This is a genomic window from Paenibacillus sp. cl141a (assembly GCF_900109305.1).
Classification (GTDB): Bacteria; Bacillota; Bacilli; order Paenibacillales; family Paenibacillaceae; genus Paenibacillus_AQ; species Paenibacillus_AQ lautus_A.
On record NZ_FNZO01000002.1, the window covers coordinates 664,748 to 679,815 of the forward strand.

General features: G+C 51.5%; 15 protein-coding genes. 10 read left to right on the top strand and 5 right to left on the bottom strand.

The genetic code is table 11. The annotated features are described in order from the left end of the window. Nucleotides 1-69 precede the first annotated feature (69 nt). From BMX45_RS08245 to dgoD, 10 genes are all read left to right on the top strand, one after another. A complete protein-coding gene (locus tag BMX45_RS08245; RefSeq protein ID WP_090909246.1) occupies nt 70-1,062 on the top strand; it encodes a phosphotriesterase family protein in 993 nt (330 codons plus the stop codon). Between the two features lie 15 nt (nt 1,063-1,077). After that, the gene (locus BMX45_RS08250) at nt 1,078-1,806 is read left to right on the top strand and encodes a creatininase family protein (RefSeq protein WP_090909247.1); all 729 of its coding nucleotides are present in this window, start codon (nt 1,078-1,080) and stop codon (nt 1,804-1,806) included. Nucleotides 1,807-1,873: 67 nt separating this feature from the next. Next, nucleotides 1,874-2,608 (top strand): SIS domain-containing protein, encoded by a 735-nt coding sequence (locus tag BMX45_RS08255; protein ID WP_036659682.1) that lies wholly within the window; start codon nt 1,874-1,876, stop codon nt 2,606-2,608. A gap of 105 nt (nt 2,609-2,713) precedes the next feature. Continuing rightward, nucleotides 2,714-2,983, top strand: a complete 270-nt coding sequence (locus tag BMX45_RS08260) for an HPr family phosphocarrier protein (protein ID WP_009593276.1) — start codon at nt 2,714-2,716, stop codon at nt 2,981-2,983. Further along, a complete protein-coding gene (ptsP, locus tag BMX45_RS08265; protein WP_090909248.1) occupies nt 2,983-4,743 on the top strand; it encodes a phosphoenolpyruvate--protein phosphotransferase in 1,761 nt (586 codons plus the stop codon). Before BMX45_RS08260 ends, ptsP begins: the two co-directional genes overlap by 1 nt. Before the next feature lie 226 nt (nt 4,744-4,969). Continuing rightward, entirely contained in the window at nt 4,970-5,803 is an 834-nt protein-coding gene (locus tag BMX45_RS08270) for a helix-turn-helix domain-containing protein (RefSeq protein WP_175495061.1), read from the top strand. Between the two features lie 222 nt (nt 5,804-6,025). Continuing rightward, nucleotides 6,026-6,982 (top strand): glycoside hydrolase family 43 protein, encoded by a 957-nt coding sequence (locus BMX45_RS08275; protein ID WP_090909250.1) that lies wholly within the window; start codon nt 6,026-6,028, stop codon nt 6,980-6,982. A 65-nt stretch (nt 6,983-7,047) separates the two neighbouring features. Then, nucleotides 7,048-9,051: an AbfB domain-containing protein gene (locus BMX45_RS08280; RefSeq protein ID WP_090909251.1), complete on the top strand. Its 2,004-nt coding sequence runs from the start codon at nt 7,048-7,050 to the stop codon at nt 9,049-9,051. Between the two features lie 243 nt (nt 9,052-9,294). Then, a complete protein-coding gene (locus BMX45_RS08285; protein ID WP_090909252.1) occupies nt 9,295-9,930 on the top strand; it encodes a bifunctional 4-hydroxy-2-oxoglutarate aldolase/2-dehydro-3-deoxy-phosphogluconate aldolase in 636 nt (211 codons plus the stop codon). A gap of 14 nt (nt 9,931-9,944) precedes the next feature. Beyond that, a complete protein-coding gene (gene dgoD / locus BMX45_RS08290) occupies nt 9,945-11,093 on the top strand; it encodes a galactonate dehydratase (protein WP_036659668.1) in 1,149 nt (382 codons plus the stop codon). Between the two features lie 156 nt (nt 11,094-11,249). Here dgoD and BMX45_RS08295 read toward each other — a convergent pair whose 3' ends face one another. The 5 genes from BMX45_RS08295 to BMX45_RS08315 form a co-directional block, all read right to left on the bottom strand. Next, on the bottom strand, nt 11,250-11,522 hold the full coding sequence (locus BMX45_RS08295; protein ID WP_090909253.1) for a hypothetical protein: 273 nt from the start codon (nt 11,520-11,522) through the stop codon (nt 11,250-11,252). Nucleotides 11,523-11,601: 79 nt separating this feature from the next. Continuing rightward, complete coding sequence (locus BMX45_RS08300; protein ID WP_090909254.1) at nt 11,602-12,525, bottom strand: S66 peptidase family protein; 924 nt, start codon at nt 12,523-12,525, stop codon at nt 11,602-11,604. A gap of 113 nt (nt 12,526-12,638) precedes the next feature. Continuing rightward, nucleotides 12,639-13,460 carry an NmrA family NAD(P)-binding protein gene (locus BMX45_RS08305; RefSeq protein ID WP_090909255.1) on the bottom strand — a complete coding sequence of 274 codons (822 nt, stop codon included), beginning with the start codon at nt 13,458-13,460 and terminating at the stop codon, nt 12,639-12,641. Between the two features lie 59 nt (nt 13,461-13,519). Further along, complete coding sequence (locus tag BMX45_RS08310) at nt 13,520-13,984, bottom strand: MarR family winged helix-turn-helix transcriptional regulator (protein ID WP_090909256.1); 465 nt, start codon at nt 13,982-13,984, stop codon at nt 13,520-13,522. A gap of 132 nt (nt 13,985-14,116) precedes the next feature. Next, on the bottom strand, nt 14,117-14,992 hold the full coding sequence (locus tag BMX45_RS08315; RefSeq protein ID WP_090909257.1) for an AraC family transcriptional regulator: 876 nt from the start codon (nt 14,990-14,992) through the stop codon (nt 14,117-14,119). Nucleotides 14,993-15,068 lie beyond the last annotated feature (76 nt).

Consider the following 15,068-nt stretch of genomic DNA (forward strand, 5'->3'; position numbering starts at 1 on the left):
GGCTTTTTGAACTTGCATTTTTATGAATCGGTCAAGTTCTTATTTTATAGAGAGTGGAGGAGAAACGATATGGGCTTTATCCGTACCTTGCATGGAGATATCAGCAAAGAGGAATTGGGCTTTACGTATTCCCATGAACATATCGTATGCCGTCCGGCCTACTGGCAGGAACGGGGAGTGGACGATTTGCTGTTGGATGATAAAGAGAAGTCCAAGCGCGACGTTCTGGATTTCAAACAACACGGCGGATGCTCCATCGTGGATGCTACAGCCGTCGATTATGGACGGGATGTTCAAGCGGTGCAGGAAATCGCGCTTGAAACCGGCATTCGCATTGTAGGAACGGCGGGCTTCAATAAAAGCTTCCTGTGGGATGCCAAAATCAAAGAGGAGCTGAAGCCGCTGATCGGCGATTATGAGAGTTATGCGCAGTGGATCGAGGCCAAAAGCATCAACGAGCTGGCGAATTTCGTCATCCGGGAGGTGGAAGAAGGGCTTGAAGGCACGCCATTCAAAGCAGGCCAGGTTAAATTCGGGACGGGCTATAACCGTATCACGCCGCTGGAGGAGAAGACGCTGCGCGCTGTAGCCCGCGCTCATCACGAAACAAAAGCCCCCATCCACTCCCATACGGAAGTCGGCACTATGGCGCTGGAGCAAATCGAGCTCCTGAAGAGCGAAGGCGTGGATCTATCCTACTTGAGTTTAGGGCATATGGACCGGAACCCCGACCCGTATTACCATGAGCAAATCGCCGCAACCGGAGCCTACATGAGCTTTGACGGTATCGGCAAAATCAAGTATGCGCCGGAAAGCACCCGCATCTCGCTGATTCTGGAGCTTGTCCGAAAAGGCTATGAGGATCAGATTCTCATCAGCGGAGATACCGCCCGCAAAACCTACTACAAGCATTACGATTACGGTCTCGGGCTGGAGTACATTATTTCCAAATGGGTGCCGCGCTTTGTAGATGAGGCGAATCGCAGCGGCTTTGACGGCCGGAAGCTGGTGGAGAAATTTTTCGTCAGCAATCCGGCCGACTGCTTCTCGTTCAAAAAGTAAGGGGGGCTTAGCGTCATGAAATTCGAACTTGAGAATTCGGTTGAGGTGGAGGAGAAAATCCGCAAACTCGGCGCGGCCATACTTCCAATCGGGGCCGTTGAAGCGCATGGTCCCCATCTGCCGCTGGGCACGGATAACCTGCTTGCGTCCAGGCTCGCGGACAAATTGGCGGAACGGACGGACAGCTTTGTTCTGCCGACCCTTCCTTATGGTCAAGTGTGGAGTTTGCGCAATTTTCCGGGTAGCATCAACGTGTCGAACGAAGCGCTCATCCGGCTGCTTGCCGATATCGGCGAGAGTATATATCATCAGGGATTCCGCCTATTCATCATGGTCAACGGCCATCTCGGCAATGCGGTAGCGCTGAAGGAAGCGGCGAGAATTTTATACGAACGGGTACCCGAATTGAAAGTGTTCTACTTCTTTTATCCAGGCACGAAGGAAATCACGGCGGAAGTACGCGAGGCTTCGGCCGCTCACGGCAGCTACATGCATGCCGATGAAATCGAGACGTCCTACATGCTTTATCTCGCGGGCGAATACGTGGACATGAGCAAGGCGATCGACGGCGCTCCGCAGATCCCGATTGAAGCGGACTTCACGCCTACACCCTGGGAGGAAATGACGGCTTCCGCGGTGCTTGGGGATGCAACGTTGGCAACGAGGGAGAAGGGAGAGCGGATTATCGAGCGAAGCCTGGAAGTCATGGCCGACATGGTACTCCGGGCGAAAAAAGCGATATGAACCCGTTCACTCGCGGAAGAAAAACAGAAATCTATACAAATACAGGAACCACGAGGTGAAAGCGATGATGATGGACACCTATTTTGATGTGATTGGCGGGTTGTTTGACAAAGTACGAGCGGAGCAGGCCAAGTCGATCCGTGAAGCGGCGGAAAAGGTGGCGGCCTGTATTCAGCAGGGCGGCATTATTCATCTGTTCGGCTGCGGGCATTCGCATATATTGACCGAGGAAGTCTTCTACCGGGCAGGCGGACTCGTACCGATCCGTCCGATTCTCATAGAGAAGCTGATGCTGCATGAAGGCGCGGTACGTTCGTCCGAGCTGGAAAGACAAAACGATCTTGCCGTCGAATTCATGAGCAAGCAGGACATCCGCAAGGGAGAGGTCGTATTCGTCCTGTCCACCTCGGGCCGCAATCCGGTTCCCGTGGATGTCGCTTTGATGGCGAAGGAGAAGGGAGCCTTCACCGTAGGCATTACCTCACTGGAATATTCCAAAAGCATGCCGTCCCGGCACAGCAGCGGCAAGCATCTGGCGGATGCCGTGGATCTGGTGATCGACAATTTCTCGGTCAAGGGCGATGCGGTATTGAGCCATCCCGGCCTTCAGGTCCCCTTTACCCCGAGCTCGACAGTGATCGGAGCCTTGATTTTGAACGCCCTGTTCGCCGAATCCATTGAGATTATGATTGAACAAGGCTTTAACCCCCCTGTATTTCTTAGCGGAAATATCGACGGCTCCGATGAGCATAACCAAGCGCTGGTCGAGGCGTATAAAGGCCGGATAACCTTGCTGGCCTGACAAGGGTCGAGCGGATGAACGGCAGGAAACAACAGAGAAACCGCAACTTTACGTTTCAGTAAGTAACAGCCCCGGGCTGGCGGTTACAGGATGAGGAGGAAAGACATGTTCACACAAACGGTAACCATACAGAATGAGCAGGGCTTTCATGTACGTCCGGCTCAGCTATTCTCGGAAAAAGCAGGACAATTTGGAGGAGAGGTTCGTCTGAAGACAAACGAAGGTCGATCGGCGGATGGCAAGAGCATGCTGGAGCTGATGACGCTTGGCATTGAACAAGGAGCCGTCGTGACCATCGAAGCAAACGGAGACGGTGAACAAGAAGTCGTCGAAGCCCTGATACAGCTCGTCGAAAGCAAGTTTGGTGAAGCCTGATGAATAGGCTGGATATTCAAGGAATCGGCGTATCGGAGGGTGTCCGGATTGCAAAGGCCTATATCTACAAATCTTCGGTGGGGGCCAGCGGCGAAAGCAGCCCCGAAGGGAATTATATTCCCGATACCTCGGCTGCGGTCCAAGACGAGCTTCATAAGCTTCGCGAAGCCAAAGCGGGCTGCGCCGAGCAAATGGAGAAGCTGATTGAAAAAGCGAAGGAAGCGGTAGGCGAAGAGCAAGCCGGCATTCTTGCGGGACACCGAAAGCTGCTGGACGATCCGGCTTTCTACCCGAAAATGGAGGCGCGGATCCGGGAGAAATTGGAGACGGCCCCGAGGGCCGTTGCCGAGGTGGTCAACCAAGTCGCCTCCATGATTGAAGGCATGAGCAATGATTATATGAAGGAGCGCGCAACCGACATCCGCGATATCGGCGGCCGTCTTCTCGCCTGTCTGTCGCCTGGACAATCGCAGGGACTTGCCGGAATCACCGAGCCGGTGATTCTCGTTGCCGACGATTTGACGCCTTCGGATACGGTGCAGCTGGACCCTGCCTTGGTGGTCGGCTTTATCACCCGTACCGGGGGAGCAACCTCGCATACTGCGATACTCGCGCGGTCGCTCGGCATTGCCGCTGTCGTCGGCGCGGGAGACGGGATTGACGGCATCGGGGACGGCGATCTGCTCGTCCTCGACGGATCAGCCGGGCTGTGCATCGCTCGGCCGGAAGCGGCGGAGGCGGAGCAGCATCGGCTCCGCATGCAGCAGGACCTCGAGCGCAGGCAATCGCTCGAGGACTACACTGCGCGTCCGGCGGTGACCGCCGACGGTACGCGCGTGGAGCTCGCGGCGAACATCGGCAGCGCCGCGGAAGCCGAGGCCGCCGTCCGGCAGGGCGCGGACGGCGTAGGGCTGTTCCGCACGGAATTCCTGTTCATGAACGCCACGGCCATGCCGGGCGAGGAGGAGCAGTTCCGTGCTTACCAGGAAGCGGCCCGGCTGATGGTGGGCCGCCCCGTGATCATCCGCACGATGGACATCGGCGGGGATAAGGAGCTTCCGTACCTGCAGCTGCCAAAGGAAACGAATCCCTTCCTGGGCTACCGTGCAATACGGGTAGGACTTGTCCGCCAGGAGCTGCTGCGCACGCAGCTGCGGGCCGTGCTGCGGGCCAGCGCCTTCGGTGGGGTGAAGGTCATGTTCCCGATGATCTCCGGTTTGCAAGAATGGAGGCAGGCGAGATCCATCCTGGCGGAAGTGCAGGGTGAATTGAGGGAGGAGGGCGTACCGTTCGACGAGAAGATGGAAGTCGGCATTATGGTCGAGATTCCCTCCACGGCCGTGTTGGCAGGACTTTTCGCGGACGAAGTCGATTTCTTCAGCATCGGTACGAATGATCTCGTTCAGTACACGGTTGCCGCGGATCGCATGAACGAACACGTATCGCACCTGTACGATTATTTCCATCCCGCCGTGCTTCAGCTCATCCGGACGGTGATCGATGCTTCCCATAAGGTCGGTAAATGGACCGGCATGTGCGGCAGCATGGCGGGCGACCCGTTGGCTGCACCGCTCTTGCTCGGTCTGGGACTTGACGAATGGAGCATGGAGGCTGGCAGACTCAGCTCGATCAAGGAAAGGCTCGAAGGATTGGATCGAGCGGAATGCCGCGATCTGGCGGAACGCATTCTTCGCCTGGACACGCCCCAAGCCGTTCGACAGGAGCTGGAGGCATTTTGCGGCGCTACGATTCCCTGCTGATTGGTCTTCGAGAATTTCATAGCGAAGCGATTCCGTTCGCGGCTCCGCAAGAGGAAAACCCTTGATGATCATCAAGGGTTTTTAGTCTTATTCATATCAATGTTTCACACCAAGCCATATCAGAACAACCAGGGGACCTCGATATTTATTGACCAGGTTCGGAGGACTCCATAGAATGAATAGAGAAGGACTGCGTATTAGAAGCCTCATAGAAAGAGGATGGAACATGGAAAACAGTGAAAAGAGCTTTGTGATCAGTATGGAGCGCTTTAAGCCTCACACCTTTCAGGCCGAGCAGGGAGAGGGCCTCTTCCAGTCACATGCCCATGAATACGATGAGATGACGCTGGTATCGGATGGGGAAGGGTACTACAGCTCTTCTGAACAGAATATCAAGGTAGCTGCCGGCGATCTTATCCTGATACCTGCCCGGCTTCATCACGGCTTCGTTTGTACGAGGCCTTGGCAGGGGATATCCGTTCATTTCTTCCACGATAGGCTTCCGGTCCATTGCCAATACCTCTTTCATGAAATAGAGTCCGAACCACATCGGATCCGGTGCGCCCATCTTCACGAAGATGATATGCGGTGGGCGGAAATCAGTTTTTTTCAGCTGGAGAAAGAATGGAATTCCAAGAGGCAAGACATCGATGCCTACAACATGATGCGGATTGCCTTTGAGACAGCCCTGCTGATATTCCAGCGTAACAGGGAAACGTCGATAAGGGCGGCAGGTACCGATCAAGTCGTATTGGAAGCGATATTAAAAGAAATTCATAGCAGCTATCATACACAAATTACGGTTAACGAGCTCGCAGCTCGCCATTTTATTTCCGAAAGCAATCTCCGCAGGAAGTTCTCGGAATCCTTCGGCGTCTCGCCAAAGCAGTATATCATCAACCTTCGTTTGATGGAGGCTAAACGGCTGTTGCGACAAACCGATAAGGCGATCGAATCGATCTCCGCCGAGGTGGGCTTTACCTCTTCCAGTCGGTTTTATGAGTTCTTTACGAAATCGAATGGAGCCACACCGCTTGAATGGCGTAAGCAGAATCCATGAATCGAATCGTTTATGAGGACCGTCCGTCAGGGCGGCCCTTTTCTTTTTCGACCGTCGAAAACGATTCGGTATTGCTTTATTTTGCATATATACTAAAGCGTTTTCATAATTGTTTGCCCAGAATTCGTCCCTGATAATTAATGGAAGTAGGAATAAACCGAAGGGGGGACTTCGCTGAAGGCTTTACCTTGACTGGAATGAAGGGATAAAAGGAGAGAGAGCATGTCAAATCGCACAACGACGTTTAGCAATCCAATCGTAGCAAACGCAGCCGATCCTTGGGTGCTGAAGCACACGGATGGCTATTATTACTTTATGTCCACGCAGCCGGGTCGCCTGGAACTTACCCGATCCTCCACCTTGACCGGTCTTGCAGAGGGCCGAAGGAAGACCATATGGTCTCCAGAACCGGGAGGTCCCTACAGCTATAACTTGTGGGCACCGGAAATACACTATCTGAATGACAAATGGTACATCTACTATACGGCTAACGATGGCGGAGGAGACGAATCGCGGGGGCTATGCGTGCTGGAGAACGAACATAGCGATCCGCTCGAAGGCGAATGGGTTTGGAAAGGGGCGATGAAGACTCCCGTTCCGGGCTTGGACGGCACCGTGATGACGGTACGGAATCGGCTTTATTTTCTATATGCCGGATACGGACATTTTCCCGAATACGGATCTGCTATTTATATTGCGCAAATGGCTAATCCCTGGACATTGACCGGGGAACACCGCTTGCTAACGGCTCCAACGCTTACGTGGGAAAAACAAGGCGGAATGGCCATTAATGAAGGTCCCGTCACGCTGCATAGGAACGGCCGCATTTTTCTGGTTTATTCCGCCAGCACGACCTGGTCCGAGGATTATGCCCTGGGAATGTTGACGATGGATGAAGATGCCGATCCGATGGATCCGGCTTCATGGCAAAAGTCGATGGAGCCTGTTTTTCGCAAAAGTATAGAGAACGGAGTCTATGCGACCGGCCACAACAGCTTTACGAGGTCTCCGGATGATCAAGAGGACTGGATCGTCTTCCATGCGCTTCCTTCAGCCGACGCCGATGCGAGCATCCGCTCGACGCGCATACAGAAATTCGGCTGGAAACTTGATGGTACGCCTGATTTCGGGGTTCCTTGGAGCGATGCGCATCATCAGCCCGTGCCATCGGGGGAGTAATCAATGAATGCCTTTAAACAGGTTTGCATATGAAATGATCCATTATCTATTATGGAGGGATCGAGATGAATACCAGGCTGAAACGTTTTGCGCTGCTTGCAGTCATCGTTATGCTGTTCATGTCAACCTTAGCCGCGCCAACGGCGCAGGCGGCTGCTATCGGAACGGTTGTTTACAGTAATCCGGCTGAACCGGAGCCTTATTATGTAAGGGCGGTCAAGCTTGAACATGGAGATATTCTGACCACCTTCACCCCGCGGTTTCCCGGCAACGCAGGATGGAGCGGCATGCAGCCCTTTCCCTTTTACAAGAGCACGGACAACGGGGCAACCTGGTCCTTATTCAGTGAAATTGATCCGAATGATTACGGACTGAACCGGAATCAGCAAGGCATGACAACGCTGTATGTACTGCCTCAGCAGGTTGGGGATTATCCGGCAGGAACCTTATTGTTTGCATCCACGGATTGGGACAACTCGGCACCGTATACGATTCATATCTGGAGGAGCACGGACAACGGCGCCACTTGGCAGTTTCACAGCAACCTGGCTGCAAGGGGAACTGAGGGGACAAAGCGTACATGGGAGCCGGAGTTTGCGATCACGGCCGATGGCCGGTTGATCTGCTATTACTCGGATGAGCGGAAACCGGGGTATAACCAGGCAATCGCGCAGGAGATTTCCAGTGACGGTGGACTGACCTGGGGAAATTACAGCATCATTGTGGGCAATCAGGCAGATTGGAATTGGCGTCCGGGGATGCCGCGGGTCATACAAGCGAAGAACGGAAGCTATTTCATGTTTTTTGAGATGCTGGGGGCAGCCCCTAACTTTGCGGTCCGGTTCAAAACCTCGCCTGATGGCATCAATTGGGGAAGCCCGACGGATCTGGGGGAGGTTGTAGGCACAGGAATATATCGCGCATCCCAGACACCGGAGGTTGCTTACATCGATGACGGAACCGCGAATGGCCGCTTTTACGTTCGGGGCATGACGGATGTGGTTTCTTCCGCTAACAAAATGTTTACGAGCGCCGATTATGGAGCGACCTGGACGCAAATGGACGCGCCGCTGACCGTTAAAGGGTCAAATCAGAGCACGCCGGCAGCCTGGAGCGGAACGCTGCTGCCGTTGGGTCCGTCATTGCTCCTGGAGGTCAATACCGTACAAGTGGGGAGTCGGAATGAAATCCGTGCCAATGTAGCCCAGGTGGACAAGGAATTCTCCATTGTTTCCGGGGGGACCTATAAGCTGGTCAATCAGAATAACCAGCTTCTGCTGGATAATGCCGGCGGCGGTTCGCCGGCCGGGACAAACGTGATCCAGTGGAACGATCTCGGGGCAGATACCCAGTGGTGGCGGTTGGATTACAGAAACGGCGGCTTCTTCCGGGCAATGAATGTAAACAACAACCTGATCCTGGATAATCCCAATGGAGCCACGACACCGGGTACAAACGTGATCATGTGGACGAATAATGAATGGGATACTCAGAGGTGGAAATTTACGCACAAGGGCAACGGATACTATACCAGCATGAACGAGCGCAGCGGATTGATGCTGGACAATGCGGGTGCCGGCACTCCGGCAGGTACCAAGGTCATTCAATGGACGGCCAATGGTTTGGATACGCAGAATTGGAAAGCGGTGCGAGTGGATGCGGAAATTCCGGTCAACCAGCTGGAAAGCTATAACATCGCCAACAGTTTTGTTCGTTATCATGAGGGCCGAGGCAAGATTGACGGGGGGCAGTACAGCGCTGAATCGCAATGGAGAATGGTTCCGGGACTGGCCGATCCATCCGCCGTCTCCATCGAATCGGTGTCCTTTCCAGGTCAATATCTCAGACATCGTGACGGCAAGATTTGGCTGGAGTCCAATAATGATACCGCTCTGTTTAAACAGGATGCGACATGGAAGTTGCGTACCGGATTTTCAAGTCCATGGGCGGCCTCCTTCGAGTCTTATAACATATCCGGAACATTTATCAGGCACCGGGACGGCGTGTTGGAGATTTCGCCGATCACGACTACATTGGATCAGAAGGATGCAACATTTTACGTGAAGTGATTCATATGGAGGAATAAGCCTTCTGCAACATAATTAACGAGAGAAGACAGCTGATCAGGCGATCAGCTGCCTTCTTTTCTTGCAAAATTTAACATTTCACTATCCGTTCTTTTATTGCGAATACGAAATACTTTTATATAACAGGAATGAATCCGGTTTTTAAGTGGACATGCAGCGGGTCCTGTCGGCCGGGTGGGTACAGAAGATGCCACGCGTTAAATGTAAGGAGGGAGCATAAACTTCATGAATACCATGTCCAGCATTCTAGATAACAAAATAATAGCGATTATTCGCGGCGCCAATTCAAAAGATGTCTTGAACATGGCAAAGGCGCTGCACGAAGGCGGGGTGAACATTCTAGAAATCACCATGAATTCACCAAACGCATTGTCTGCCATCGAAGAGATAACCGTTGAACTTGGAGATCGAGTGGTGGTGGGGGCGGGTACCGTTCTGGATTCTGAAACTGCGCGGGCCGCTATCTTAGCAGGCGCCAAATTCATTCTGTCTCCTACGGTTGACATAGAAACGATACAAATGGCAAAACGATACGGAGCAGTAAGCATCCCGGGTGCCTTTACTCCGACGGAAATTCTATCAGCCTATGAAAATGGCGGCGATATTATCAAAGTGTTTCCTGCGACGTTGGGACCAAGCTTCATTAAAGATATACGCGGACCGCTTCCGCAAATTCCGTTGCTGCCGACTGGCGGCATAGATTTAAACAATATTCAGGAATTTATGAAAGCGGGCGCCATTGGTTGTGGCATTGGAAGCGCGCTCGTGAATACGCAGCTGGAGATAACAGATGAGTATTTCGTGCAATTAACAGAAAAAGCGAGACAATTTGCTTCAGCTGTAAAATCTAACGAGGATTAAGGAGGGTATTCATAATGAAAATTACGGGTTACGAATTATTCCTGGTGCCGCCCCGCTGGTTGTTTTTAAAGATGGAGACGGATGAAGGGATTATCGGCTGGGGCGAACCTGTCATTGAAGGAAAGGCGAGAACGGTAGGAACCGCAGTAGAAGAGTTAATGGAGAATTTAATAGGGAAAGACCCATTAAGAATAGAGGACCATTGGAATCTCATGTATCGATCAGGCTTTTATCGGGGCGGCCCCATCTTAATGAGTGCAATTTCGGGCATTGATCAAGCCCTATGGGACATCAAAGGGAAATATTATAACGCGCCCGTTCATCAATTGCTTGGGGGAAAAGCAAGGGAGTCCATCAAGGTCTATTCATGGATTGGGGGAGATCGTCCATCAGATGTCGGCAACTCGGCAAAAGAAGTGGTCTCCCGAGGATTTACGGCCGTAAAAATGAACGGTACGGAAGAACTTCAATATGTCGATTCCTATGAGAAAATAGACCAGGTCATTGAACGCATTGCAGCCGTTAGGGAAGCGGTGGGTCCGTATGTTGGAATCGGCATTGATTTTCACGGTCGCGTGCATAAGCCCATGGCCAAAATCTTAGCCAAAGAGCTGGAACCTTTTCGCCCGATGTTTATCGAAGAACCAGTTTTGCCCGAAAATAATGAAGCGCTGCGCGACATTGCTAATCATGTAGCCATCCCTATTGCAACCGGTGAACGAATGTTCTCCAAATGGGAGTTTAAACGTATATTGATGGATGGATATGTTGATATTATTCAGCCGGATCTATCCCATGCAGGCGGTATTACAGAATGCAAAAAAATCATCTCCATGGCTGAAGCGTTTGATGTGGCGGCAGCTCCGCATTGTCCACTAGGACCGATTGCATTAGCCTCCTGCCTTCAAGTCGATGCCACTTGCCACAATGCATTTATTCAAGAACAGAGCCTTGGCATTCACTATAATCAGGGGAGCGATTTACTCGATTACATTGTGGATAATCTTGTGTTCGAGTATGAGAACGGTTACGTAAAAATACCGGAGGGTCCTGGCTTGGGAATTGAAATCAACGAAGACCATGTGCGTAAAATGGCCGATATCGGACACAATTGGAGAAACCCCGTTTGGCGGCATACGGATGGAAGCATTGCGGAGTGGTGATAACCCAAACGGATGTCATTCCAAATCATCGGCATTTGTATGTGGTTTACATATAGCTTTTCTGCAGCGCCGGCAGCCCCTTCTGTATCCAGTAGAAGGGGCTGTTTTTTATGGGATGTATCCTTTATGAAGTGGTTTCTTATAGGTTATCCATGGCTATCGGGCAATCCTCAAGAAAAGATCCCGGAATACCTCGTCACGACGAATGAAATGAACGCAGCGAATCATGTGCCGGAACGGATCATGCATCCATCGGAAATCCTCGGATATGCGCGGACTGTGAACCAGAGCGCTCGGGCGCGTAAGCGTCGCAAACGGATCGTCGATTTCATTGAACGCGTCGGTATCCAGCACCAGGCGGATTTTACGTCCCGGATGCTCCAGACGCTGCACCCATTGGCTTGCCGGGATCGTTGGAAAAGTAGTCATCGCCATATCCTCCAATCATGTTTAGGCTAGGCCGCCAGAAGCCGCTCCAGCTGATTCATCTGGCATTAGGAAACGAACTTTATACGCTGATCGTGGGTTCGACCACCGTTATGGCATTACGGATGGAATCGAGATTAACGGTTGCGCCAATCGGCAGAGCTGCTTTATACATACCATGGCCCGTGGCAAGATTCGTGATCAACGGCTTGCCGAGAGGCACGATGAACTCGTTGATGACATCCTCATAGGCTTTGCCGTAAGCCGTCTGGCAGCCTGTACATTCCCCCATGATGATGCCGATGCAGTCACGAAATTTTCCGGCGAGCTTCAAATCGTTGAAGTATCTGTAGACGGTATTGGTAGGTTCATGCGTTTCTTCAAGAACAATGATTTTCCCCCGTGTATCGATTTCGAAGGGAGTCCCTAGCGTATCAACAAATGACGTTAAATTACCGCCTACAAGCGGCCCCGTAACGTTGCCCGGAATCCGGCCGATCAGGGGCATTCCAGGCGGGTTCAGGATGGGACGCGTTAATGAATACAGGGACGTTGCCGCAAAAAACTGATCGAAATTATAGGCTGGCGTTTCGGGTTTGAAGTCAATAAGCAATAGACTATGGAAGGTAATTAAATCGACCAGTTGATGCAGGGCGTTTAATAGAACCGTGATATCGCTGTAGCCCGTCAAGATTTTCGGGTGATTCCGGATAACCTGATAATCCAGGTACGGGAGGATTCCGGCAACGCCTGTGCCGCCTCTGGTAGGCAGTATCATTTTAACCTGCTCGTTTTGGAACATCATCATTAAATCGGATGCCCGCTGTTCGTCGGTGCCGGCCAGAAACCCGTTTTGCGCATAAACATATTGACCCAATACGATATTGAACCCCATTGCTCTCAAATATTCGATCCGTGCATCAATGATGTTGGCCGCGAGAGGGCTGCCCAAGGTAACGATTCCAATGGTATCGCCTCTCTGTAGGATTGGCGTACGTATCGGCATATTCCTGCCTCCTGCCTTGAATTAGAAGAAGCCTCGTATTCCCGTGTTTCTTTCTAGATTATATTGGATACGTCATCTTCACAGTACTGAAATGAAGCGGGAATAGTGAATCGTTAGTTGGATCTACTTCCGATATAAGATTGGAGGCTTTCTTTCAGCGTTGTTACCGGGCGGCATATTAAATTCTCCAGATCGCCAGAAGTGGAAGCCGTATCGATTTTTCTTAAAAAGCTAAATATCCAATGCTGCACCTCAGTGGTAGGACATAGGGATATCGGATTGCCTGATAGCTCTGAAAGAGCGGAGACCAAATCATTGAAGGTCCAAACGGACGGCGCAACAAGCTCATAAGTTTTATTCGAATGGCCCTCACCGGATAATGCTCCCGCTATGGCGGCCGCCAGATCGGTGCGCGTAACCGCGTTGAACTGCCACGATCCCGGATGGACGAGAAGGTTGCCTGTCGACATGGCGGCTTGCAAATCCAGTGCTTCAACAAAGTCCATATACAAACCGCTGCGAAGAAAAGTATAAGGAATTCCGGTAGTGCGAATGGCATGCTCGGTAGCCAAATGCAAATGGGTCATCGACATATCGCTATGTTCAGGAAAGGCGAAACCGGTGTATAAAATATGGCTGACGTTCGCTTTTTTTGCAGCTTCGATCACATGGGCATGCTGTCGCAAACGAACGGTGTCATCGGGGTAGGGGCTGGAAATGAACAACAGGCGAGAAGCGCCGGCGAATGCCTCCTTCAGGGAAGAGGGTTCGTCGTAGTCGCAGTAGCGGACCGCAATTCCCTGCTCCTCCAATGCTGCTGCAGAGTGCATCTGGCGAATGCAAGCAACGATTTGATTGGGCTGAACATGGTGTAGAAGCTCTTTAATAATGAGCCGGCCGAGCCGGCCGCTGGCTCCAGTAATGACGATAGACATCGAATGTCATCCTTTCCTTATTTGGTTAAGTGCTTAACTAAATTGTCGTAAAAATACCGTTACGCTTCCTTTAATTTTTGGAGAAGGCCCAAGAGTTGCTTTAATTCATGTTCAGTCAGCACGTTCATTTTTTCGGATATCCGCTGCCTGTTCGCTGGCAGGTTGTGAATCAATAGACGCTGACCTTCGCTTGTAATGGTGATGACCGACTTTCGACCGTCCCCGGGATGGGAATCCCGGCGAATCAAGCCTTCATGCTCCAAGGGGGTAAGCAGCAGACTGATATTGGATTTGGTTACACCGATTGTTTGTGCCAGCTTGGAAGGAAGCATCGTGCCCCCCTCTTTCATAAGCTCAACTAGAATCCGGATTCTGGCTCCGTTCAACCCTTGCGATTTCCAATAACTTTCGGATACGTCGACGAGTTTTGCCGTTGTCTCCACCAATGAGAAAAAAGCAAGGGCAGGCAGCGGCAAATCCAGCACGTATTGCTGCAGGTCATTCAAAGTGATCATGCCTCCCATATAGTTAAGTCCTTAACTATATTTAATGTAATTCTAGAGGGAGCCGTTGTCAACGGACGAAGTTCTTGAATCCTTTCGTTCCAGGTAAAGCAACAAGCCCTTGCTATGGTCGCAAGTGCTTGTTGACGTGTCTTAACGATGGGAAACAGCTTGCTTCCTGTACGCTCCCGGGGTCATGCCCGTCAATTTTTTGAAATTGCGATGAAAGTGCGTCAGCGTGGCGTATCCGCAGATTTCAGCGATTTGCCCGACAGACTCCTCATAGTTTCGTAGGAGCTCTTTGGCACGGGCAATCCGTTTAGCATGCATGTAACCTGTCACATGCAAACCGGTGTATTTCTTGAACATGCGGGAGAAATGGGCAGGGGCCACCGCAGCTTTGGCCGACAGAGCTGCTAGTCCGATAGGCTGATCCAGGTGTTCGTGAATCCATTGGATGGAATCCATCAGCCAGGCCGGGCCAATCTGGGAGTGGGCCGTTTGTTCTGCGGACAGGGTGCTGATATTACGATTGATATGCAGCAGCAAGGAGCGCAGCTGAAGGACGAGCGCCTCGCGGAATCCTAGCTGAGCAAGCCGGATTTCTTCCGAGATTCCATTCAGCATGTCCTCGATATAGGCTTGGTCCGATTTGGGCAATTGATGACGATAAGCCCCTGTTTTTTGAGCATATTCAAAACAGCTGAGAACGGAGTATTGCAAATCGCTTCCGTTTGCACCGAGTACAAGCGAAGGCGCAAAGAATAAAGCACTCGAAACAATGGGCTGGTCCGGGTCAGGGAAAGAGCTGTGAATCGTGTTCCCGGGTATGATGAAAAGGTCCCCTTCTTTTTTCTGCATCAGCTTGTTTTCAATAAAAAAAGTGCCTTTTCCCTGGTATACATAAACCAATTCGTAAAGATCATGCAAGTGATGAGGCAGCTCCAGTTGGGGGCTTTTTTTAGTCCGATAAACCAATTCCATCGGAAACAGGGGGTCCCCTTGAAAGGGTTTACGCAGGGGAGTCATGTTTACACCACTCCTTATTCTCTATTAAGGACAACAATATCAAAATAGGTTATAAAAATGCAATCCGTGGCTATTT